20 protein-coding genes and 1 tRNA gene are annotated in these 21782 nt (G+C 73.2%); 14 read left to right on the top strand and 7 right to left on the bottom strand.

Features of this window, described 5'->3' with window-relative positions; all coding sequences use genetic code 11:
- Window positions 1-52 precede the first annotated feature (52 nt).
- From ACZ50K_RS25120 to ACZ50K_RS25110, 3 genes are all read right to left on the bottom strand, one after another.
- Window positions 53-712 carry a response regulator transcription factor gene (locus tag ACZ50K_RS25120; RefSeq protein ID WP_468907265.1) on the bottom strand — a complete coding sequence of 220 codons (660 nt, stop codon included), beginning with the start codon at window positions 710-712 and terminating at the stop codon, window positions 53-55.
- A 256-nt stretch (window positions 713-968) separates the two neighbouring features.
- Complete coding sequence (locus tag ACZ50K_RS25115) at window positions 969-2285, bottom strand: sensor histidine kinase (RefSeq protein ID WP_468906984.1); 1317 nt, start codon at window positions 2283-2285, stop codon at window positions 969-971.
- Window positions 2286-3373: 1088 nt separating this feature from the next.
- The gene (locus ACZ50K_RS25110) at window positions 3374-4705 is read right to left on the bottom strand and encodes a sensor histidine kinase (protein ID WP_468906981.1); all 1332 of its coding nucleotides are present in this window, start codon (window positions 4703-4705) and stop codon (window positions 3374-3376) included.
- 148 nt (window positions 4706-4853) lie between these two features.
- On the opposite strand from ACZ50K_RS25110, the gene ACZ50K_RS25105 reads away from it, so the two are divergent.
- From ACZ50K_RS25105 to ACZ50K_RS25050, 12 genes are all read left to right on the top strand, one after another.
- Window positions 4854-5261 (top strand): NADH-quinone oxidoreductase subunit A, encoded by a 408-nt coding sequence (locus tag ACZ50K_RS25105; RefSeq protein ID WP_468906978.1) that lies wholly within the window; start codon window positions 4854-4856, stop codon window positions 5259-5261.
- Window positions 5252-5872 (top strand): NADH-quinone oxidoreductase subunit B, encoded by a 621-nt coding sequence (locus ACZ50K_RS25100; protein ID WP_468906976.1) that lies wholly within the window; start codon window positions 5252-5254, stop codon window positions 5870-5872. The genes ACZ50K_RS25105 and ACZ50K_RS25100 overlap by 10 nt, the downstream gene beginning before the upstream one ends.
- Window positions 5869-7584, top strand: coding sequence for an NADH-quinone oxidoreductase subunit C (locus ACZ50K_RS25095; protein ID WP_468906973.1), 1716 nt, complete (start codon window positions 5869-5871; stop codon window positions 7582-7584). Before ACZ50K_RS25100 ends, ACZ50K_RS25095 begins: the two co-directional genes overlap by 4 nt.
- Entirely contained in the window at window positions 7581-8549 is a 969-nt protein-coding gene (locus ACZ50K_RS25090; RefSeq protein ID WP_468906970.1) for a complex I subunit 1/NuoH family protein, read from the top strand. The genes ACZ50K_RS25095 and ACZ50K_RS25090 overlap by 4 nt, the downstream gene beginning before the upstream one ends.
- Window positions 8546-9295, top strand: a complete 750-nt coding sequence (locus tag ACZ50K_RS25085; RefSeq protein ID WP_468907263.1) for a NuoI/complex I 23 kDa subunit family protein — start codon at window positions 8546-8548, stop codon at window positions 9293-9295. Before ACZ50K_RS25090 ends, ACZ50K_RS25085 begins: the two co-directional genes overlap by 4 nt.
- Window positions 9292-9894, top strand: coding sequence for an NADH-quinone oxidoreductase subunit J family protein (locus ACZ50K_RS25080; RefSeq protein ID WP_468906967.1), 603 nt, complete (start codon window positions 9292-9294; stop codon window positions 9892-9894). The genes ACZ50K_RS25085 and ACZ50K_RS25080 overlap by 4 nt, the downstream gene beginning before the upstream one ends.
- Entirely contained in the window at window positions 9894-10262 is a 369-nt protein-coding gene (gene nuoK / locus ACZ50K_RS25075; RefSeq protein ID WP_468906965.1) for an NADH-quinone oxidoreductase subunit NuoK, read from the top strand. Before ACZ50K_RS25080 ends, nuoK begins: the two co-directional genes overlap by 1 nt.
- Window positions 10259-12139 carry an NADH-quinone oxidoreductase subunit 5 family protein gene (locus tag ACZ50K_RS25070; protein WP_468906963.1) on the top strand — a complete coding sequence of 627 codons (1881 nt, stop codon included), beginning with the start codon at window positions 10259-10261 and terminating at the stop codon, window positions 12137-12139. Before nuoK ends, ACZ50K_RS25070 begins: the two co-directional genes overlap by 4 nt.
- Window positions 12140-12177: 38 nt before the next feature.
- Window positions 12178-13740: a complex I subunit 4 family protein gene (locus tag ACZ50K_RS25065; RefSeq protein WP_468907261.1), complete on the top strand. Its 1563-nt coding sequence runs from the start codon at window positions 12178-12180 to the stop codon at window positions 13738-13740.
- Window positions 13737-15287, top strand: a complete 1551-nt coding sequence (locus ACZ50K_RS25060) for an NADH-quinone oxidoreductase subunit N (RefSeq protein WP_468906960.1) — start codon at window positions 13737-13739, stop codon at window positions 15285-15287. The genes ACZ50K_RS25065 and ACZ50K_RS25060 overlap by 4 nt, the downstream gene beginning before the upstream one ends.
- 169 nt (window positions 15288-15456) lie before the next feature.
- Window positions 15457-16320 carry a zinc metalloprotease HtpX gene (htpX, locus tag ACZ50K_RS25055; protein WP_468906957.1) on the top strand — a complete coding sequence of 288 codons (864 nt, stop codon included), beginning with the start codon at window positions 15457-15459 and terminating at the stop codon, window positions 16318-16320.
- Window positions 16317-16709 carry a YccF domain-containing protein gene (locus tag ACZ50K_RS25050; RefSeq protein ID WP_468906954.1) on the top strand — a complete coding sequence of 131 codons (393 nt, stop codon included), beginning with the start codon at window positions 16317-16319 and terminating at the stop codon, window positions 16707-16709. Before htpX ends, ACZ50K_RS25050 begins: the two co-directional genes overlap by 4 nt.
- 140 nt (window positions 16710-16849) lie before the next feature.
- Here the strand turns inward: ACZ50K_RS25050 and ACZ50K_RS25045 are convergent, their stop codons facing one another.
- From ACZ50K_RS25045 to ACZ50K_RS25035, 3 genes are all read right to left on the bottom strand, one after another.
- A complete protein-coding gene (locus ACZ50K_RS25045) occupies window positions 16850-18148 on the bottom strand; it encodes an APC family permease (protein ID WP_468906952.1) in 1299 nt (432 codons plus the stop codon).
- Window positions 18149-18167: 19 nt separating this feature from the next.
- Window positions 18168-19601 carry a SulP family inorganic anion transporter gene (locus ACZ50K_RS25040; RefSeq protein WP_468906949.1) on the bottom strand — a complete coding sequence of 478 codons (1434 nt, stop codon included), beginning with the start codon at window positions 19599-19601 and terminating at the stop codon, window positions 18168-18170.
- A gap of 175 nt (window positions 19602-19776) precedes the next feature.
- Window positions 19777-20265 (bottom strand): YajQ family cyclic di-GMP-binding protein, encoded by a 489-nt coding sequence (locus ACZ50K_RS25035; protein ID WP_468906946.1) that lies wholly within the window; start codon window positions 20263-20265, stop codon window positions 19777-19779.
- A gap of 201 nt (window positions 20266-20466) precedes the next feature.
- Between ACZ50K_RS25035 and ACZ50K_RS25030 the strand changes: the two genes are divergently transcribed.
- Both ACZ50K_RS25030 and ACZ50K_RS25025 read left to right on the top strand, forming a co-directional pair.
- Window positions 20467-20548 (top strand) — tRNA-Tyr (locus ACZ50K_RS25030).
- 93 nt (window positions 20549-20641) lie between these two features.
- Window positions 20642-21079: a DUF3574 domain-containing protein gene (locus ACZ50K_RS25025; RefSeq protein WP_468906944.1), complete on the top strand. Its 438-nt coding sequence runs from the start codon at window positions 20642-20644 to the stop codon at window positions 21077-21079.
- Window positions 21080-21104: 25 nt separating this feature from the next.
- On the opposite strand, the gene ACZ50K_RS25020 is transcribed toward ACZ50K_RS25025, so the two are convergent.
- On the bottom strand, window positions 21105-21761 hold the full coding sequence (locus ACZ50K_RS25020) for an SDR family oxidoreductase (RefSeq protein ID WP_468906941.1): 657 nt from the start codon (window positions 21759-21761) through the stop codon (window positions 21105-21107).
- Window positions 21762-21782: the final 21 nt, after the last annotated feature.

Genomic DNA, 21782 nt, shown 5'->3' with positions numbered 1-21782 from the left:
CATTGCCTGCCTCGCTGACATAAGGCTGACTTCTTGTCAGGTTGGCAGTCGATCAGGAATTCAGATAGGTGAGGACCGCCAGAACCCTGCGGTGATCCCCGTCACTCGGTGACAGCCCGAGTTTCATGAAGATATTGCTCACGTGCTTCTCGACCGCACCATCGCTGACCACCAGCTGTTTCGCGACGGCGGAATTCGTGCGGCCCTCGGCCATCAGACCGAGCACTTCGCGCTCGCGGGGGGTCAGACCTGCGAGAACGTCCTGCTTCCGGCTGCGGCCCAGCAGCTGGGCCACCACCTCCGGGTCCAGCGCGGTACCGCCCCGGGCCACCCGGACCACGGCCTCGGTGAACTCACGGACCTCGGCCACCCGGTCCTTCAATAGATACCCCACCCCGGTGCTGGATCCGGCGAGCAGCTCGGTGGCGTACTGCTCCTCGACGTACTGCGAGAGCACCAGCACCCCTATCCCGGGATGCTCCCGGCGCAGCCGTACGGCCGCCCGGACGCCCTCGTCGGTGTGGGTCGGGGGCATCCGCACATCGGCGACCACCACGTCCGGCAGTGCGTTTCCGGCCGCCAGCTCGGCAACCGTCCTGAGCAGGGCCTCCGCGTCCCCGACGCCCGCGACGACATCGTGTCCCCGGTCGGTCAGCAGCCGGGTCAGGCCCTCCCGAAGCAGCACCGAGTCCTCGGCGATGACCACCCGCACCCTGTCTTCCACGTTCAGCAGCTCCCGCGTGCACTCGTATCCGGCTATGGCTGAGCCAAGCATCCCAGCCTCGCATCCCGGACAGGGCCAGCCTTGGAGACCGGTGGAGATAGATGAGAAACCCATGCCCGGACGGGAAGGACACCCGTACGCGGCACCCGTACGCGCCAAGGCCCCGGCACCCGCGGAGGGCCCGCGGTGCCGGGGACGCGTTTGTGTCAGCTAGGGAGACCCCGCAAGATCCGGAAGAGACGGCCTAGTACCGCCAGGGAAGCTCGGCGGTCACCGTGGTCCCGCCCCCGGACGGGGAGTCCACGACCAGCAGCCCGTCCACCGCGCCCAGCCGCTCGCCCAGCCCGGCCAGCCCGCCGCCGCCCGCGGCCCGGGCCCCGCCGTGACCGTCGTCCGTGACCTGCACCAGCAGCCGCTCCCCGGCCTTCCACACCTCCACGGCCGCGCTCCGCGCCCCGGAGTGCTTGCTGATGTTCTGGAGGAGTTCGGAGACGGTGAAGTAGGCGATGCCTTCGATGGCGGCGGCCGGCCGGGCCGGCAGGTCCACGGTGACGCGTACCGGAACGGTGCACCGGGAGGCGACGGAGGAGAGTGCCGCGTCCAGGCCGCGGTCGGTGAGGACCGCCGGGTGGATCCCGCGTGCCAGGTCCCGCAGCTCCTGCAAGGCCAGCTTCACCTCGCCGTGTGCCTCGTCGACCATCAGTGCTGCCGCGTCGGGGTCCTCCAGCAGCTTCTCCTTCGCCAGCCCCAGATCCATGGCCAGCGCCACCAGCCTGGCCTGTGCCCCGTCGTGCAGGTCCCGTTCGATGCGCCGCAGGTCGGCGGCGGCGGTGTCGACCACCACGCCCCGGTCGGACTCCAGCTCCGTCACCCGGTTCGCCAGCCGCGACGGGCCGAGCAGCCCGGTCACCAGCAGACCGTCCACGGTGACCAGCGCCCGGAACAGCCAGGGGCCGGCCAGGGTGAGCAGCAGCCCGGTCAGAGCGGCCCCGGTGACCCCCAGCGGACCGGACAGGTAGAACGTGTAGTCGTCGTTCTGGAACAGCTGGAGGCCGGGCCAGTCGGTGAACACGGGGAAGACCCAGAACCACAGCGGGTAGAGCAGGAACGCCCACCCATAGGCCCAGAAGACCAGCGCCACCGTGAACGAGAAGATCGCCCACGGCATGTGCAGCAGCGCGTACAGCGCGTGCCGCCAGGCACTGCCGCTCTTGAGCATCGCGCCCATCCAGCCGAAGGCCCCGGGCTTCGCTCCCCGGATCGGCTCCGGATCGGCGATGTCCAGCCGCAGCAGCCCGCGCGCCCGGGCCCGCTCGAACGCCCCGAACCCGCGGCACATGGCCAGCACCCCGGCCAGCACCGGGATCCCGATGAAGGTCACCAGCAGGCCGGCACCGGTGCTGAGCCCGGCGATCGCGAGCGAGAAGTAGAGGACGCCCAGCGGCAGCCCGATCATCAGATACCCGAACTCCCGCCAGGTCCGCCCGGAAACCGGCGCCCCCAGCACGACCCCCACCCGCGCCCCCCGCCCCACTCCACCGTTCCCCATCCCGAACCCCATCCCATCCACTCCAAGGCCATCCACTACCCCCACCCTCCCGCCTCCCCCCACCCCCCATCCATCCAGCAGGTAGGCCTCCCCACCGGGGGGATAACCCCACCCCACCGGCTCCCGCGCCACCACCGGGCCCGGCGGTGCCGGCCGCAGGCCGGGACGCGCACGGGCGCCGGGCCCGGCGGTACCACCGCCGGACCGCACCCGCCGGGCCCGCTGGGGCGCGAGCCCGCGCCGGGCCGCGCCCCGGCCCCACGTACCATCCGCGGAGCCCCGGCGGGGGTTCCGCGGGGAACCGGGGGCAAGGCCCCGGCCCGGCCGCAGGCCGGGACGCGCACGGGCGCCGGGTCCGGCGGTGCCACCGCCGGACCGCACCCGCCGGGGCGCGACCCCGCACCGGGCCGCGCCCCGGCCCGGGCCCGGCGCCGGAACAGTCGGCCTGCTGCGCCACCGGCGCCGTCCGCCCGTCCGCGCGCGCGGCGCCCCGTACACACGGCTGGCCCCCGGACCAGCCGGGCACCGGGGCCCAAGGTCCCCTCGGGCCCGGCCGCAGGCCCAGGGCGCGAGCCCGCACCGGGCCGGGCCCCCTTCGGCCCCGCGCCCCGGTGCACGTCGCGCCCCCGCGCCCCGCGCCCGGATCGGCCGGCTGCCGCGCGACCCACCCCGCGACCGCGCCCGCCGGGGCCACAGGCCGGGGCGCGCCGCGGGCGCCGTGCCGCTGGGGCGCACGCTGGACCGGACCCGCCGGACCCGCCGGACCCGCCGGGCCGCGAGCCCGCGCCGGGCCGCGCCCCGGCCCCACGTACCATCCGCGGAGCCCCGGCGGGGGTTCCGCCGGGCCCGGCGCCGCGCGCCCGAACAGTCGGCCTGCTGCGCCACCCGCGCCGTCCGCCCGTCCGCGCCCGCGCGGCGGCCCCGTACACAGGGCTGGCCCCCGGACCAGCCGGGCACCGGGGCCAAGGTCCCCTCGGGCCCGGCCGCAGGCCCGGGGCGCGAGCCCGCGCCCCGCGCCCCGCGCTATGGCCCCGTACGCACGACGACGCCGTGCCCCGGTCAGGGCACGGCGTCGTCGCAGGCGCGGGCGGAGCCGATGGCTACTCGCGGTCACGCCACGGCAACTCCGCCTCCACCGTCGTTCCGCCCCCTTCGGGCGAGTCCAGGACGAAGACCCCGTCCACCGCCCCCAGCCGCTCCGCGAGCCCCGCGATCCCGGACCCCCGGTCCGGCCGGGCCCCGCCGCGCCCGTCGTCGGAGACCCGGATCATCAGCCGCCCGCCGCCCTTCCCGCCCCGCCGGGCCATGGCCACCAGGGAGCGCGGCCCCGCACCCGTACCCGCACCGGCACCGGCACCGGCACCGGCGCCCGCACCCGTATCCGCACCGGCCTGGGCACCGGCACCGGCAACGGCAACGCCACCGCCACCGGCCCCGACGACCCCCGCCGCCCACACCTCCACGGCCGCGCTCCGCGCCCCGGAGTGCTTGCTGATGTTCTGGAGGAGTTCGGAGACGGTGAAGTAGGCGATGCCTTCGATGGCGGCGGCCGGCCGGGCCGGCAGGTCCACGGTGACGCGTACCGGAACGGTGCACCGGGAGGCGACGGAGGAGAGTGCCGCGTCCAGGCCGCGGTCGGTGAGGACCGCCGGGTGGATCCCGCGTGCCAGGTCCCGCAGCTCCTGCAAGGCCAGCTTCACCTCGCCGTGTGCCTCGTCGACCATCAGTGCTGCCGCGTCGGGGTCCTCCAGCAGCTTCTCCTTCGCCATGCCCAGCCCCATGGCCAGCGCCACCAGCCTGGCCTGTGCCCCGTCGTGCAGGTCCCGTTCGATGCGCCGCAGGTCGGCGGCGGCGGTGTCGACCACCACGCCCCGGTCGGACTCCAGCTCGGCGATCCGCCGTTCCAGCTCGTCCGAGGGGGACAGCAGTCCCCGGACCATGGCCCGGTCGGCGTTGGTCAGCCCCCGCACCAGGTACGGCAGGACCGGCCACAGTACGAACAGTCCGGTCAGCACCACGGTGAAGGTGGCGATCCCCCACGGCAGCCGGATGAGGTGGTAGAGGACGCTCCGCCAGGCCACCGGGTCCTTGATCGCCGCCCACAGCCAGGGGAAGAACCCGCCGGAGCGCCCGACTCCCGGGAGGGGTGACGGTTCGTCGATGCGGAGGCCGAGAAGGCCCCGGGCGCGGGCCCGTTCGAGGCGTCCCGTCTGGCGGGACAGGAACAGTCCGCCGGCGAGCAGAGGCAGTCCGATCGCGGTCACGGACAGACCGCCCGCCGTGCTGATCATGAACACGGTGTAAACAAAACCGATGATCGTGACGGGAAGGTTCGTCAGCAGGTAGGCGATCTCCTTCCACGTGTCCGCGCTGAAGACGGGACGCACGGGCGAGGGCCGGTCGTGGTCGGGTACCTGGGTGTTGGCGGTCATGCGCACAGCCTGCCAACCCGTGCCCGGCCGGTGCCATGGGGTGCCCTTGTCTCAGTGAACGGGGGATAACCCCACCCCGTGTGAGGCAGGCCCTAGACTCCCTGCCGTACCAGATCGTCGACAGTGGCCAGAGGAGCGAGGAACGGACGTGCCCGACCCAACGGTTCCGACCGTAACCGTGCTCGCGGCGGACTACTTCCGAAGCTATTCGGTCGTCGGTCTGCTCGCGCTGATCGGTGTGCTCTTCGTGGCGGTGGCGTTCGGAGCGGGCCGGCTGCTGCGGCCCTCCGTGCCGACCCCGGAGAAGCTGCTGACGTACGAATGCGGAGTCGACCCGGTGGGCGAGGGCTGGGCGCACACCCAGGTCCGCTACTACGTCTACTCGTTCCTCTACGTCATCTTCGCCGTCGACTCCATCTTCCTCTTCCCGTGGGCGACGGTGTTCGCGGACCCCCAGTACGGGGCCACCACGCTGGTCGAGATGTTCGTCTTCCTCGGCTTCCTGGCCGTCGGCCTGCTCTACGCGTACAAGAAGGGCGTCCTCGAATGGACGTGACACCGGCCGCGACCCCGGCCGCACCCCCCGTGGAGGGCACGCTCCTTCCGGAACCCAAGCGCCTGGGAGTGCTCTCCCGGCTCGCCCCGGAGCCGATGAAGGTGGTCCTCAACTGGGGCCGCCGCTACAGCCTCTGGGTCTTCAACTTCGGTCTGGCCTGCTGCGCGATCGAGTTCATCGCCGCGTCCATGGCCCGGCACGACTTCATCCGGCTCGGCGTGATCCCCTTCGCGCCGGGCCCCCGCCAGGCCGACCTGATGATCGTGTCCGGCACGGTGACGGACAAGATGGCCCCGGCGGTCAAGCGGCTCTACGAGCAGATGCCGGAACCGAAGTACGTCATCTCCTTCGGCGCCTGCTCCAACTGCGGCGGCCCGTACTGGGACTCGTACTCGGTCACCAAGGGCGTGGACCAGATCATCCCGGTCGACGTCTACGTCCCCGGCTGCCCGCCCCGCCCCGAAGCACTGCTCCAGGGCATCCTCAAGCTCCAGGAGAAGATCGCCCGGGAGTCCCTCGCGACCCGGTACGAGAACGCGCCCACGCCCTCCGTCTCCCAGCTGACCAGCGGCCTGGTGGCGCCCCCGGCGCCGGGGGAGGGGACGGCGTGACCGCGTACGACTCGCTGCCCGACGCCGCCGCCGAGGTCTTCGGCCCCGACGCGGTCGCCGATCTCTCCTACGACGTGCTGACCGTGGACGTCCCGGCCGGCTCCTGGATCACCGCCCTGGAGACCGCCCGCGACGCACTGGGCTGCACCTACTTCGACTGGCTGAGCGCGGTCGACGAGCCGGGCACCGGCTTCCGGGTCTGCGCGCACGTGGCCGCACTGGAGAACGGCCGGGTCCGCCGGCTGCTGCTCCGCACCACGGTCCCGCACGCGGCGCCCTCGCTGCCCTCGGCCATCGCCGTCTACGCCGGCGCCTCCTGGCACGAGCGGGAGACCCACGAGATGTTCGGCGTGGTCTTCACCGACCACCCGCACCTGGTGCCGCTGCTGCTCCCGGAGAACTTCGAAGGCCATCCACTGCGCAAGGACTTCGTCCTCGCGGCCCGGGTCGCGAAGGCCTGGCCGGGAGCCAAGGAGCCGGGCGAGGGCGCCGACCCGGACGGCCCGAAGCGGCGCACCATGCTGCCGCCCGGCGTGCCGGACCCGAACGAATGGGGCCCGCTCAAGGGCCAGCTGCCACCCGCCCCCACCCGCCCGGCCCGCACCCCGCGCGCCCCGCGGGCGGCCGGCGACGCCCCGCCCGCCCGCACCCCCCGCGAAGGCGCCCCGCCCCGCCGCACCCGCTCGGTGACCGAAGGCTCAGCCACCCAGCCCACCCCTCCCGAAGCGGACGCCAGGGAAGGCGCCACCCCGCCCCGCCCGGTCCGCCGCACCCGCACGGCCTCGGAAGGCTCCGCAAGCCAGGCCACCCCGGCACCCGCGCCGGAACCCGGCGCCCCGCAAGGCAGCACCCCGCCGGCCCCGGCGCGCCGCACCCGCTCGGCCTCGGACGGCTCCGCGAGCCAGCCCACGCCCGAGGCCGGCACCGAGGACACCACTCCGCCCCCGGCGGCCACGCCGGAGCCCGGCGCCCCGGAAGGCGCCGCCCCGGCGCGCCCGCCGCGCCGCACCCGCTCGGCCTCCGAGGGCTCCGCGAGCCAGGCCACCCCGGCACCCGCGCCGGAAACCGGCGCCCCGGAAGGCAGCACCCCGCCGGCCCCGGCCCGCCGCACCCGCTCGGCCTCGGAAGGCTCCGCGAGCCAGCCCATGCCCGAGGCCGGCACCGAGGACACCACTCCGCCCCCGGCGGCCACGCCGGAGCCCGGCGCCCCGGCAGGCGCCGCCCCGCCGGCCCCGGCGCGCCGCACCCGCTCGGCCTCCGACGGCTCCGCGAGCCAGGCGGCACCGGCGGCGCAGTCGACGGCCCCGCGCAGCCCGGACGCGCCCTGGCACAACCCGAAGCCGGCCTTCGACACCCCGGAGCCGGCCACCCCGGCCACCCCCGAAGGCGGCGCCCCGGACACCACGCCGCCCCCGGCGGCCGTGCCGGAATCCGCCGCGCCGGAATCCGCCGCGCCGGAATCCGCCGCGCCGGAATCCGCCGCGCCGGAAGTCGGCGCCCCGGACACCACGCCGGCGGCCACGCCGGAAGGCGCCGCCCCGGCGACCCGGCCGGCGTCCTCGGAGGGCGGCGACGCCGCCCCCGGTGACGACCCGACCACCGGACCCGACGCCGCCTCCGACCCCGATCCCGACCCTGACCACGACCCGGACCCCGCCCCCCGGCGCAAGGCCCGCCCCGAGACCCGACCCGACACCGGAGGCGACGCGTGAACGACGTCCTGGACGTCGCGCTGCGACTGATCGTCGTCTTCGCCGTCTTCCTGGTCCTGCCGCTCGTCGTCGGCCAGACCGAGCACAAGGTGATGGCCCATATGCAGGGCCGCCTCGGCCCCATGTACGCCGGTGGTTTCCACGGCTGGGCCCAGCTCGTCGCCGACGGCGTCAAGTTCGCGCAGAAGGAGGACGTGGTCCCGGCCAACGCCGACCGCCGCATCTTCCAGCTCGCCCCCGCCGTCGCCCTCCTCCCGTACCTCCTCGTGCTGGTGGCCATTCCGATCGGCCCCGGCGAGGGCGCGGTCGGTCAGGTCATCGACGCCGGGCTCTTCTTCGTGCTCGCCGTGATGGGTGTGGGAGTGCTCGGCAGCCTGATGGCCGGCTGGGCCTCGGCCAACAAGTTCTCGCTGCTCGGCGGCCTCCGGACCGCCGCCCAGCTGCTCGCCTACGAGCTCCCCATGCTGCTCGCCGCCGCCTCGGTGGCCATGGCCGCCGGCACCGTCTCGCTGCCCGGCATCGTCGAGGCCTTCGAGTGGTGGTGGCTGCCCTGGCAGATCGTCGGAGCCCTGGTGTTCTTCACCGCGGGCCTGGCGGAACTCCAGCGGCCCCCCTTCGACATGCCGGTGGCCGACTCCGAGATCATCTTCGGTGCCTACACCGAATACACCGGTCTCCGCTTCGCACTGTTCCTCCTCGCCGAGTACGCCGGCATCGTCGTCCTCTGCGGTCTGACCACCGTCCTCTTCCTCGGCGGCTGGCACGGCCCGCTCGGTGCGGACGGCCTCGGCTGGGTCTGGACCCTGCTGAAGACGGGGCTGCTCGCCTTCGTGGTGATCTGGCTCCGGGTCAGCTATCCCCGACTGCGCGAGGACCAGCTGCAGAAGCTCGCCTGGACCGTACTCATCCCGCTCGCGCTCGCCCAGATCGCGCTCACCGGCATCGTGAAGGTGGCGATCAACTGATGCCCATCCCCGGATCCGGCCTCGCCAAGGGCCTCGCCGTCACCCTGCGCACCATGACCAAGCGGTCGCACACCGCCCAGTACCCCGAGGCACAGCCCGAGCTCCCGCCCCGCAGCCGCGGGGTCATCGGCCTGTTCGAGGAGAACTGCACGGTCTGCATGCTCTGCGCCCGGGAGTGCCCCGACTGGTGCATCTACATCGACTCCCACAAGGAGACGGTGCCCGCCGCCGCCCCCGGCGGCCGTGAGCGCAGCCGCAATGTCCTCGACCGGTTCGCCATCGACTTCTCCCTCTGCATGTACTGCGGTATCTGCATCGAGGTGTGCCCCTTCGACGCGCTCTTCTGGTCGCCGGAGTTCGAGTACGCGGAGACGGACATCCACGAACTGACCCACGAGCGGGACAAGCTCCGCGAGTGGATGTGGACGGTCCCGGCCCCGCCCGCCCTGGACCCGGCGGCCGAGGAGCCCAAGGAACTCGCCGCCGCCCGCAAGGCCGTGGAGAAGGCCGAGGCGGAGGCCCTGGCCGTGGCGGCGGCCGCCGCCACGGCGGCAGCCGAGGCCGAAGCCGCCGCGAAGGCGGCCGGAGCCACCCCGGCCGACGAGCCGGCGGACGCCCCCGAGGCCACAGACGCCCCCAACGCCACAGACGCCCCCAAGGCCGCAGACAGCTCCAACGCCACAGACGGCCCTGCCGCCACAGACGGCCCGAACGGCCCCGACGCCCCCGCCGGAGGTGCCGCATGACACCCACCGTCTTCACCACCGCGGCCGCGGCCACCGGCACGGCCTCCCAGGGCAACGGCTTCCTCTCCCCGACCGGGGTGGAGATCGCCTTCGTCCTGGTCGGCCTGGCCACCCTCGGCGCGGCCCTGATCACCGTCACCACCAAGCAGCTGGTGCACGCCGCGCTCTGGCTGGTGGTGGCGCTGGGCGGGATCGCCGTCGAGTACCTCCTGCTCACCGCCGAGTTCATCGCCTGGGTCCAGGTGCTGATCTATCTCGGTTCCGTGGTCGTCCTCCTGCTCTTCGGTCTGATGCTCACCAAGGCCCCCATCGGCCGCTCCCCGGACGCCGACTCCGGAAACCGCTGGGTCGCCCTCGGGGTCGCGGTGGTCTCGGCCGTCGCTCTCGTCTGGGTGGTGGTCGACGCCTTCCGCACCACCTGGATCGACCTCGACGGACCGGTCCAGGGCTCCACCCAGGTGACCGGCGAGATCCTCTTCCGGCACTGGGTGCTGCCCTTCGAGGCGCTGTCCGTCCTCCTGCTGGCCGCGCTGATCGGAGCCATCGTGCTGTCCCGCAAGAACGGAAACGACGGCACCGGCGAGAAGGGGAAGCCCTGATGCACCTCGCCTACCCCGCCGTCCTCGCGGCGCTGCTCTTCTGCACGGGCCTGTACGGAGTGCTGGCCCGCCGCAACGCCATCCTGGTGCTGATGTCCGTCGAGCTGATGCTCAACGCCGTCAACCTCAACCTGGTGGCCTTCGACGTCTGGCTGCGCGACACCCTGCACTCCGGCCAGGCCCTCACCCTCTTCACCATCGCCATCGCCGCCGCCGAGATCGGCATCGGCCTGGCCATCGTGCTGATGGTCTACCGCAACCGGGGAAGCTCCGACGTCGACCGGCTGCGCGACACCGCCGAGGGCAACGAGCCGCCCGCACCCGGCACCGAGACCACCGAGAACGCCCCCACCGAGGTCGCCGCGTGACCACCACGACCCTCGCCGTCCTCGTCCCCCTGCTCCCCTTCCTGGGCGCGGTGGCCGGACTGCTGCTCGGCCGCACCGCCCCCGGCTTCGTCCGGCCGCTGGCCGTGCTGCCCTCGCTGGCCGCCGCCGTGCTGGCCGTACTCGTCGCCGTCCGGCAGGGCGGCGGCCGGGCGATCGACGCCACCACGGAACTCACGCCGACCGGGTCCGTCCCGATCGAGCTGTCCCTCCACCTGGACGCCTTCGCCGCCCTGGTGGCCGTCCTGGTCGGTGTCGTCGCCACCTGCGTCCAGCTCTACTCGACGGCCTATCTGCGCGAGGACCCGCGCTATCCGTCCTATGCCGCGCTGGTCTCCCTCTTCACCTCCGCCATGCTGCTCGTCGTCTACTCCGGCGACCTGATGGTGCTGCTGGTCGGCTGGGAGATCATGGGCATCTGCTCGTACTTCCTGGTCGGCCACTACTGGGAGACCGAAGCGGCCCGCGCCGCCTCCCTGAAGGCCTTCCTCGTCACCAAGCTCGGTGACGTCCCCTTCCTCATCGGCCTGTTCGCGCTCGCCACCGACGCCGGCTCCTTCCGGATCACCAAGATCCTGGACACCGTCGCCGCGGGCGGGCTCGATCACCCGACGCTGATCGCCCTGCTGCTGCTCGCCGGAGTCGCCGGCAAGTCCGCGCAGTTCCCGCTGCACACCTGGCTCCCCGACGCCATGGCCGGCCCGACCCCGGTGTCCGCGCTGATCCACGCCGCCACGATGGTCGCCGCCGGCGTCTACTTCATCGCCCGTCTCCTTCCGGTGTTCACGGCCTCCCAGGCCGCACTGGTGGTGCTGGCCGTGATGGCCGCCGTGACGATGGTCGGCTCCGGTCTCGCCGCCCTCGCCCAGGACGACCTCAAGCGGGTGCTCGCCTACTCCACGGTCGGCCAGCTCGGCTACATGACCGGCGCGCTGGCCGTCGCCGACCGCTCGGCCGCCGTCTTCCACCTCCTGTCCCACGGCTTCTTCAAGGCCCTGCTGTTCCTCGGCGCCGGCGTGGTCATCCACGCCGCGGGCACCAACTCGCTGACCGCCATGGCCCGGATGGACGGCCTGGCCAAGCGGATCCCCGACGCCTTCTGGACGATGACGATCGCGCTGCTCGCGCTCGCCGCGATCCCGCCGTTCGCCGGCTTCTTCTCCAAGGAAGCCGTCCTGGTCGCCGCCGAGCACGCCGCCACCGGCCACTCCGAGTCCGCCCCCACCGCGGCCGGCTGGCTGGTGCTGGTCGCCGGTGTGCTGACCGCCCTGCTCACCGCCGCCTACGCCACCCGGCTCTGGCTGCTGGCCTTCCGCGGCCGGGGCGAGACCGCCCCCGACCACGGCAAGGAGCCGCTCGCCATGACCGGCGTGCTGTGGCTGCTGGCCCTCCCCACGCTCGCCTTCGGCCTCGCCGCCGGCCCGATCGCCGAATGGTTCGACGGCGAGCTGACCCCGACCCTGACCACCTCGGTGATCGGCACCGGCGCCGCCGTGGTCGGCATCGTGCTCACCTACGCCCTGTGGCAGCGGGCCGCCGCCGGCCCCGACCCGGACCCCGGCAAGCCGCTCCTCGGACCGCTGTACCCGCACGCCCGGGCCGGCTTCCACCTCGACGCCGTCTACGACTCGGTGTTCGTCCGCCCCGTCCGCGGAGCCGCCGAGCTGGTCCGCTTCCTGGACCGCGCGGTCGTCGACACCTATGTGCGCGGCGCCGGCGCCACCCCCGGCCTGCTCGGCGCCCTGGTCCGCCGCGCCCAGACCGGCAACGTGCAGAGCTACCTGAGCGCCCTGCTCGCCGGTGCCGTGGTCCTGGCGATCGCCACCGCCGTCCTTGCCAACGTCAACGCCGGATCGTGAGCCGTGAGTCAGCAGTGATTGATATCAGCCCGTCCGTGATGCAGATCCTTCTGGCGTTCATCGTGGCCGCACCGCTCCTCGGCGCGCTCGCGGCCCTGCTGCCGGCCCCGCCCGGACTCAAGGGCCGCAGCCCCGAACAGGCCGTGCTCCGGCACGGCGTGACCGTCACCGGCGTCATCCTCGCCGCGGCGGTCGCCCTCACCCTGGGCTTCGACCACGACGCCCCGTCCCGCTTCCAGGCGACGACGGACATCAGCTGGATCCAGGCCCTGAACGTCCGGATCCACCTCGGCATCGACGGCATCTCGCTCCCCCTCCTCCTGATGACCGCGCTGCTGTTCTTCCTCTGCGCGCTCTACAGCTACTTCAAGCTCCCCGCGGGCCCCTCCCCGAAGGCCTTCGTCGCCCTGCTGCTGGTCCTGGAGTCGGGCACCCTGGCGACCTTCGCGGTGCTCGACCTGCTGCTGTTCTTCCTGGCCTTCGAGATGGTCCTCATCCCGATGTACTTCCTCATCGCCCGCTGGGGCGGTGCCCAGCGCCAGGCCGCCGCCTGGAAGTTCATCCTCTACACGCTGCTCGGTTCCGTGGTCATGCTGCTCGGGCTGCTCCTGATCGGACTCAGCGCGGGCACATTCGACATGGTGGCACTGGCCTCTGACAACGGCCGCGAACTCTCCCACACCACCCAGCTGCTGGCCGTCCTCGCCATCGGCGTGGGCCTCGCGGTGAAGACCCCGATGTGGCCGCTGCACAGCTGGCTCCCGGACGCCCACACCGCCGCCCCCACCGTGGGATCGGTGCTGCTGGCCGGCGTGATGCTGAAGATGGGCACCTACGGGTTCGTCCGCATCCTGCTCCCCGCCACCCCCGACGGCATGCGGACCTTCGCCCCGTACCTGGCCGCGTTCGCCGTCGTCGGCATCGTCTACGGCTCCCTGGCCTGCCTCTCCCTCGCCCGCAAGGGCGCCAACGGCGACCTCAAGCGCCTGATCGCGTACTCCTCGGTCGGGCACATGGGCTTCGTGCTGCTCGGCATCGCCTCCATGAGCCCCACCGGGGTCAACGGCGCGCTGTTCGCCAACATCGCCCACGGCCTGATCACCGGCCTGCTCTTCTTCCTGGTCGGCGCCCTCAAGGACCGCTACGGCAGCACCGACCTCGACACCCTCGCCGGGGCCACCGGCGCCGCCCTCTACGGCCGCGCCCCCCGCCTCGGCGGGCTGCTGGCCTTCGCCGCCGTCGCCTCTCTGGGACTTCCCGGCCTGGCCGGGTTCTGGGGCGAGATGCTGGCCCTGTTCGGTGCGTTCGACCCGGCTCCGGGCCTGTCCCGCCCCGCCTTCCTGACCTTCACGGCGGTCGGTGCCTTCGGAACCCTGCTCACCGCCGCATACCTTCTGATCGTCGTACGAAGGGTGTGCATGGGCGATCCCGGCACCCTGCCCAAGCAGGCCCCGGCCGCGGTGCCCGACGTCCAGCACTACGAGTTCGCCGCCTGGACCCCGCTCGTCGCCCTCACCGTCCTCGCCGGCCTCTGGCCCGCGGTCCTCCTCGGCCTCACCGACCCGGCCGTCCAGAAGCTCCTCGCAGGAGGCAACGCATGACGGCCTTCGCCGCCCCCGGCGTCCCCAGTCTCGTCCAGAGCGTCGACTGGCTCGCCATCGCGCCCGCGGTGATCCCCGCCGCCGTCGCTCTGATCGTGCTGGTCGCCGACCTCTTCCTGCCCGAAGGCAGGAAGCCGCTGCTCGGCTGGATCTCGGTGGCCGGCCTGGCCGCCGCCGCCGTCACCCTGCTGCCGCTGGCCGGCGACGACCGCTCCACCTTCTGCCTGGTCGGCGACGCCCTCGCGGACGGCCCCGCCTGCAGCTACACCGCCGACCGCTTCGCCCTGGTCATCCAGCTCCTGGTACTGGCGGGCGCCCTGGTCACCGCCCTGCTCTCGGTCACCTCGGTCCGCGAGACCCGGCTCCCGGCCGGCGAGTACTGGTTCCTGCTCCTCTCCTCGGCCGCCGGCGCCGCCCTGCTGCCCGCCTCCCGCGACCTCGCCACCCTGATCGTCGCCCTGGAGGTCGCCTCGCTGCCCGCGTTCGCCCTCGTCGGCCTGCGCCGCGGCGACCGGATGTCCTCCGAGGCCGCCCTCAAGTTCTTCCTCTCCTCGGTCACCGCCACCGCCGTCTCCCTGCTCGGCGTCAGCTTCGTCTACGGGGCCACCGGCACCCTGCACCTCACCCGGCTCGCCGACCGCCTCGAAGACGTCCCCGGCCAGCTCGACACCCTGGCCATGACGGGCGTGGCCCTCACCCTCGTCGGCTTCGCCTTCAAGACCGCCGCGGTCCCCTTCCACTTCTGGGTCCCGGACACCTACGTCGGCGCCCCGCTGCCCATCGCCGGCTACCTGTCGGTGATCGGCAAGGCGGTCGGCTTCAGCGGCCTGATCCTCGTCACGGTGATCGCCTTCCCGGCGTACTCCGACATCTGGGGCCCCGCCCTGGCCGTCCTCGCCGCCCTCACCATGACCCTGGGCAACGCCGCCGCCCTCCGCCAGGCCCCGGACCGCGCCCACAGCGCCGTCCGGCTGCTCGCCTGGTCCTCCGTGGGCCAGGCCGGATACCTGCTGGTCCCCATCGCCGCCGCCGCGTACTCGGAACGCGACCAGATCGGCTCCACCGTCGCCTACGCCCTGATGTACGCGGTGGTGAACCTCGGGGCCTTCTCCGTCGCCGTGCTGGTCGCCCGCGGCAAGCCGCTGAACCGGATCTCCGACTACCGCGGCCTGTACGCCGAGCGCCCGCTGGCCGCCCTCGCCCTGGCCTTCTTCCTGCTCTGCCTGGCCGGCCTGCCCCCGGGCATCATCGGGCTCTTCGCCAAGGTCACCGTCTTCCGCTCGGCGGTGGACGCGGGCCTCGGCTGGCTCGCCGTGGTCATGGCGGTCAACGTGGTCGTCGCCCTCTACTACTACCTCCAGTGGACGGCCCTGCTCTTCCGCGCCCCGGCGGAGGGCACCGACCCCGCCGCGGCCCCCGCATCCCGCGCCAAGGTGCCCTTCCCGGTCACCGCCGCCGTGATCGTCACCGCGGTCGCCTCGCTGATCGTCTCCGGCGCCCCGCAGCTGCTGCTCCGGTTCGCCGCGACCAGCCTCTTCGCCCAGTAACGGGGCCGCGGAACAACCCGTACGGAGTAACGCCCGACCAGGCCGGCGAAGGCAGGCCCGGGAACCCGGCGCCCTCGCCTGGCGTTGACCAGGCAGGGAGGGTCCACTGGACCGTAAGACCCTGAGATCCACGCCGGGTCCCCCTGCCGCACCACTTGGAGGGCGTACCGTGCACCGCCGGCACAACGGGCTGAAGACCGCCGTACTCCTCGGCGGTCTCTCCGCACTGATCATCGTCATCGGAAGCTTCTTCGGACGCACCGGCCTGATCGTGGCCGTGTTCGTCGCCCTGGGCACCAACGCGTACGCGTACTGGAACAGCGACAAGCTGGCTCTACGCGCGATGCGCGCCCGCCCGGTCAGCGAGTTCGAGGCCCCGGAGCTGTACCGGATGGTCCGCGAGCTCTCCACCTCCGCGCGCCAGCCGATGCCCCGGCTCTACATCTCGCCCACCGAGGCACCCAACGCGTTCGCCACCGGCCGCAATCCGCGCAACGCGGCCGTCTGCTGCACCGAGGGCATCCTCCGGATCCTCGACGAACGCGAACTGCGCGGGGTCATCGGGCACGAGCTCAGCCACGTCTACAACCGGGACATCCTGATCTCCTCGGTGGCCGGAGCCCTGGCCTCCGTGATCATGTTCCTGGTCAACTTCGCCTGGCTGATCCCGGTCGGCCGGTCCAACGACGACGAGGGTCCCGGGCTGATCGGCATGCTGCTGATCATGATCCTGGGACCGCTGGCCGCCTCCGTCATCCAGCTGGCCATCAGCCGGTCCAGGGAGTACGAGGCGGACGCCTCGGGCGCCCAGCTCACCGGCGACCCGCTGGCCCTCGCCAGCGCCCTGCGCAAGCTGGACGCGGGCACCAAGCAGCTTCCGCTGCCGCCCGAGCCCCGGCTGGAGACCGCGAGCCACATGATGATCGCGAACCCGTTCCGGCCCGGCCAGGGCCTCTCCAAGATGTTCTCCACCCATCCGCCCATGGCCGAGCGCATCGCCCGGCTCGAACAGATGGCAGGCCGAAGTCAGTGAAAACCATCCTGAACGTCATATGGCTCGTGCTCAGCGGATTCTGGCTGTTCCTGGGCTACTGCCTGGCCGGTCTGATCCTCTGCGTCACCATCATCGGGATCCCGTTCGGCATCGCCGCCTTCCGGATCGCCGTGTACGCCCTCTGGCCCTTCGGCTACACCACCGTGGAGCGGCACGACGCGGGCGCCCCGTCCTGCGTGGGCAACGTGCTGTGGCTGGTGCTGGCCGGCTGGTGGCTGGCCCTCGGGCACATCCTCACGGGCATCGCCCTGTGCCTCACCATCATCGGGATCCCGTTCGGCATCGCGAACTTCAAGATGATCCCGATCTCCCTGCTGCCGCTGGGCCGCGACATCGTGCGCACGGACGCCCCCTTCGCCACCCGCTGAGGGTTTTCCACAGGCCGAGCGCGGGATGGGCGGACCGGTCCACCATGGGCCCATGAACACGACCGAGCAGTTGCCCGAGCAATCCGCATCCCGCCTGCCCGCCGTCCGCGCGTCGTCAGGGCCGGCGGTCCGGCCCGGGGTCATACCCGGGGCCTGATCCGCCCCCGCACCAGATGGACCAGAACCCCCACCGCCAACACGGCCGCGCCCGAGACCGCCGAGGCGGCGGGCAGCGCGGCCCCCAGCACCAGACAGCCGACCAGCCCCACCACCGGCACGACCCGCTCCTTGACACCTGAATCGTGAGAGCCCTGCGAGCCCTGCGAGCCCCGCGAGCCCTGCGAGCCCAGCGTCCAGGCGGACGCGTTCGCGATCGCGTAGTAGACCAGCACGCCGAAGGACGAGAAACCGATCGCCCCCCGCAGGTCCACCGCGGCGACCAGCCCCGCCACCACCACGCCCACGGCCAGCTCCGCATGGTGCGGCACCCCGTGCCGGGGGTGCACGGCGGCCAGCGCGCGGGGCAGATGGCCGTCCCGGGACATCGCCAGGGCCGTCCGGGACACCCCCAGCAGCAGCGCCAGCAGCGAGCCGACCGCCGCCAGCGCCGCCCCCGCCCGCACCAGGGGCACCAGCTCGGGCCGGCCCGCCTCCCGGACGGCGTCGGCCAGCGGGGCGGCGGCCCCGGCCAGCCCCTCCGCACCCAGCACCGACAGCGCGGCCACGGCCACCGCCGCGTACACGGCCAGCGCGATCCCCAGCGCCAGCGGGACGGCCCGCGGGATCGTCCGGGCCGGATCCCGCACCTCCTCGCCCAGGGTGGTGATGCGGGCATAGCCCGCGAAGGCGAAGAACAGCAGCCCGGCCGCCTGCAACAGCCCGTGCACCCCGCCGCCGGGCACCCCGTCGACCGACCCCAGCCGTCCGGCCTCGGCCTGCCCGGACCCCAGGCACACCACCACGACCCCGGCCAGCACGACCAGCACCACGGCCACGATCACCCGGGAGATCCGAGCCGACTTCTGCACCCCCCGACAGCCGGCGGCGGTCAGCGCCAGCACGGCCGCCACCGCCACCACCCGCTCCCGGCCGGGCCACAGGTAGGCCCCCACCGTCAGCGCCATCGCCGCACAGGAGGCCGTCTTGCCCACCACGAAGGACCAGCCCGCCAGATACCCCCAGAACGGGCCCAGCCGCTCCCGCCCGTACACGTACGTCCCCCCGGAGGCCGGGTACCGGGCGGCCAGCCGGGCCGAGGAGCTCGCGTTGCAGTAGGCCACCAGCGCGGCCACCCCCAGCGCCGCCAGCAGCACCCCGCCGGTACCGGCCGCCCGGGCCGCCGGGCCGAAGGCCACGAAGACCCCGGCGCCGACCATGGCGCCCAGCCCGACCACGACCGCGTCCCGGACACTCAACGTGCGCCGCAGTTCCCCCGTCATGCCGCGCACCGTAGCCGACCTAGATGACGCCCTCGCGACCGGCCGGGGCGGCGGCCGCCCGCTGCCGTTCCCAGCCGTCCAGGGCCGCCCGGCAGGCATGGTCCGAGTGGCGGAGCCCGGTCAGGTCCAGCCGGACCGGCCGGTCACCGGGCAGCGAGTCCAGGGCGTCCAGCAGCTTCGGCAGCCGGAGGAAGCTGGCGTTGCCCGCGAAGCGCACACAGAGGGTGTCCTCCTCCCACTCCTGCTCGATCTGCACCTGCGAGGTCTCCCAGGCGGCCTTGGCCACCGCCAGCCCCAGTCCCACCAGCACCCCTTCGAACAGGCTGGTGGCCACGATCGCCCCGGCCGTCACCACCAGCACCACCGCCTCGCCCCGATGGGCACGCCACAGCGCCACCACGGCCCGGCCCGGCAGCAGCTTCCACCCGGCGTGCAGCAGCACCCCGGCCAGCGCGGCCAGCGGCACCACCTCCAGCACCCCGGGCACGCACACCGCGAACAGCAGCAGCCAGCCGCCGTGCAGGATCCGCGAGTTCCGGCTGCGCGCCCCGGCCTCCACATTGGCCGCGCTGCGGACGATCACCGCGGTCATCGGCAGGGAACCCAGCAGCCCGCACACGGAGTTGCCGACCCCCTGCGCCACCAGCTCGCGGTCGTAGTCGGTGCGCGGCCCCCGGTGCATCCGGTCCACCGCGGCGGCGCTGAACAGGGTCTCGGCGGAGGCGATCAGGGCCAGCGCGAGCACGGTGCCGGCCGCCCCCACCGAGGCGAGCACCCCGAAGTCCCTACCGGCCGGCGGGGACACGGCGGTGAGCACCCCCTGCACCGAGACCATCCCGACCGGCAGGTGCAGCAGTGCCGCCGCGGCCGCGGCGGCGGCCACCCCGACCAGGGCCCCGGGGACCGTCCGGGCCCGGGCGGGCATCCGGCGCCAGCCGATCAGCACCAGGACGGTCCCGGCCCCGAGGGCCACCGCCGTCCAGTCGGCCCGCCCGGCCAGCCGGCCGAGCCCGGCGATCTTCTCCACCGTCCCGCCGGGAGCGGTCACGTCCGCCACGGCGTACAACTGCCCGACGATCAGCAGCCCGCCGATGCCGGCCAGCATCCCCTGCACCACGGCCAGCGAGATCGCCCGGAACCACCGCCCGAGCCGCAGCAGGCCCATGGCCAGCTGCACCAGTCCGGCGGCCAGAACCAGCACCCCGAGCGAGGGCAGCCCGTAGGTCCGCACGATCTCGTAGACGAGCACGGTGAGTCCCGCGGCCGGTCCGCTCACCTGGAGGGCGCTGCCCCGGAACCAGCCGGTCACCAGACCGCCCACTATCCCGGTGACGATCCCCAGCTCGGCGGGTACCCCGGAGGCCACGGCCACGCCCACACAGAGCGGCAGCGCGACCAGCGCGACGACCACGGATGCCCCGAAATCCTCGCGGAATGTCCCGGCCACGGGCATACGAAAACCCCCTGTCCTCACAGTGACGGTCGTCACCCAGCGTGCTGGGCTCACCAGCACGGACATAAGGGGTCACAGGGAGCACAAAGGGGCATGCGCCGCACGTGCGCCGCACCAGGCCAACGGGCGCCCCCGGTTCACGCCGGTCACGCCGGCCCCGGGGGCGTGCCCGGGATCAGCGGTAGTTGACGAACTGGATGGCGAAGTCCAGGTCCTTGCCCTTGAGTAGGGCCTGGACCGCCTGGAGGTCGTCCCGGCTCTTGGAGCTGACCCGCAGCTCGTCGCCCTGGACCTGGGCCTTGACGCCCTTGGGGCCCTCGTCACGGATGATCTTCGCGACCTTCTTGGCGTTCTCCTGGGAGATGCCCTCCTCGATCGAGGCGAAGATCTTGTACTCCTTGCCGGAGAGCTGCGGCTCGCCGGCGTCGAGCGCCTTCAGCGAGATCCCGCGCTTGACCAGCTTGGTCTCGAAGACGTCGAGGACGGCCTTGACCCGCTCCTCGGAGTTCGCCTCCATCAGGATCTTCTCGCCGGACCAGGCGATGGAGGCCCCGGTGCCCTTGAAGTCATAGCGCTGCGAGAGTTCCTTGGCGGCCTGGTTGAGGGCGTTGTCGACCTCCTGCCGCTCGACCTTCGAGACGATGTCGAAACTGGAGTCGGCCATGTGCTGTGGCTCCTTGAAGTCGGCTGGGATGTGCTCGGCGGGCGCGGCCCGCGCATCCGCGGTCCGCACCGCAAAGCCTAGCCACCGCGCTCACCCGCGGCGCTGATCAATCCGGTGGTGAAGCACCCCCGGTCATCGGGTATCGTTTACGTCGTTGCCGGGGAGCGCCGCCGCAAGGCGGAAAAAACGGCAGCATCTCTTGGCGGTGTGCCCGAGTGGCCAAAGGGAGCAGACTGTAAATCTGCCGGCTCAGCCTACCCAGGTTCGAACCCTGGCGCCGCCACGCGAAAGAAGACCTCCGGTCATTGACCGGAGGTCTTCTTCGCATTCGGCCGAGCGGCGCGCATCCGCCCCGGGCGGAGTTCGTTGGGTTCGCGTGACCTGGATTTCTGACACGCGGGGAAAAGTGGGCGGCGGAGTGCTCGCCGCGCTGCTGGCGGCCGGAGTGCCGGCGCTGGTGGGCGCGGCCCTGGAGCACGACACGGGAGAGCACTATGTGGAGACCCGGCTCTACTTCGGTACCCAGCGGCCCGGCGGAGCCGAGATCCGCAGACCCGAGTTCATGGGGTTCCTCGACCGTGAGGTCACCCCGGCGTTCCCCGAGGGGCTGACCCTGCAGGACGGTTACGGGCAGTGGCGGGGAGCGGACGGCCGGATCGTCCGCGAGACCTCCTACGAGCTGATCCTGCTGTACCCGGAGAAGGCGGCCGACGAGCGGGACACCCGGATCGAGCGGATCCGGAAGGCCTACGAGCACCGGTTCCACCAGGACTCCGTGGGCCGGTCCGACGACCAGGTGACCGTGGACTTCTGACCACCCGTCGGGCCCGGCCGGCCGGTCAGTTGCCGGCCACGTCCTTCACCGCCACGTCCACCGGGGTGCCGCCGGAGACCAGCTCCAGGGTCAGCCCGGCCGTCGCCGGGGTCTCCAGGAGTTCGGCCAGGGCCGCCGCGACGTCGTCGCGGGGGATGTCCCCGCGGCCGGTGTGCGCCTCCAGGCGGACCCGGCCGGTCCCCGGCCCGTCCGTCAGGGAGCCGGGGCGCAGCACCGTCCAGTCCAGGCCGAGGCGGGTGCGGACGTGGTCGTCCGCCTCGCCCTTGGCCCGCAGATAGGCGTCGAACACGTCGTCGCCCGGGTGCCGGGCGTCGGCTCCCATCGAAGAGAGCATCAGGAAGCGGCGGACCCGGGCGCGTTCGGCCGCGTCGGCGAAGAGCACGGCGGCACCCCGGTCCACGGTGTCCTTGCGGGCGGCCCCGCTGCCGGGTCCGGCGCCCGCCGCGAACACCGCCGCGTGGGCGCCCTGGAGGACCGCGGCGACCTGCTCCACCGAGGCGGACTCCAGGTCGCACAGCACCGGTTCGGCTCCCGCCCGGCGCAGGTCCTCGCCCTGTGCCGGGTCGCGGACGATGCCCGCGACCTCGTACCCGCGCGCCGCGAGCAGCCGCTCCAGCCGCAGCGCGATCCGACCGTGTCCACCAGCGATGACGATGCGCATGCCCCGACCGTACGACGAGCC

Source organism: Streptomyces sp. NPDC033845 (genome assembly GCF_055576225.1).
The sequence above is the reverse complement of the archived record's forward strand: the minus strand, read 5'-3'. Positions and strand labels throughout refer to the sequence as shown.

What these genes read in the sequence shown, in the direction of transcription:
- ACZ50K_RS25065 (WP_468907261.1), top strand. Translation starts at nt 12,178, where the DNA reads ATGCAGATCCTTCTGGCGTTCATCGTGGCCGCACCGCTCCTCGGCGCG.
- ACZ50K_RS25035 (WP_468906946.1), bottom strand. Translation starts at nt 20,265, where the DNA reads ATGGCCGACTCCAGTTTCGACATCGTCTCGAAGGTCGAGCGGCAGGAG.
- ACZ50K_RS25080 (WP_468906967.1), top strand. Translation starts at nt 9,292, where the DNA reads ATGACACCCACCGTCTTCACCACCGCGGCCGCGGCCACCGGCACGGCC.
- ACZ50K_RS25040 (WP_468906949.1), bottom strand. Translation starts at nt 19,601, where the DNA reads ATGCCCGTGGCCGGGACATTCCGCGAGGATTTCGGGGCATCCGTGGTC.
- ACZ50K_RS25060 (WP_468906960.1), top strand. Translation starts at nt 13,737, where the DNA reads ATGACGGCCTTCGCCGCCCCCGGCGTCCCCAGTCTCGTCCAGAGCGTC.
- ACZ50K_RS25100 (WP_468906976.1), top strand. Translation starts at nt 5,252, where the DNA reads ATGGACGTGACACCGGCCGCGACCCCGGCCGCACCCCCCGTGGAGGGC.
- ACZ50K_RS25020 (WP_468906941.1), bottom strand. Translation starts at nt 21,761, where the DNA reads ATGCGCATCGTCATCGCTGGTGGACACGGTCGGATCGCGCTGCGGCTG.
- ACZ50K_RS25045 (WP_468906952.1), bottom strand. Translation starts at nt 18,148, where the DNA reads ATGACGGGGGAACTGCGGCGCACGTTGAGTGTCCGGGACGCGGTCGTG.
- nuoK (WP_468906965.1), top strand. Translation starts at nt 9,894, where the DNA reads ATGCACCTCGCCTACCCCGCCGTCCTCGCGGCGCTGCTCTTCTGCACG.
- ACZ50K_RS25110 (WP_468906981.1), bottom strand. Translation starts at nt 4,705, where the DNA reads ATGACCGCCAACACCCAGGTACCCGACCACGACCGGCCCTCGCCCGTG.
- ACZ50K_RS25115 (WP_468906984.1), bottom strand. Translation starts at nt 2,285, where the DNA reads ATGGGGTTCGGGATGGGGAACGGTGGAGTGGGGCGGGGGGCGCGGGTG.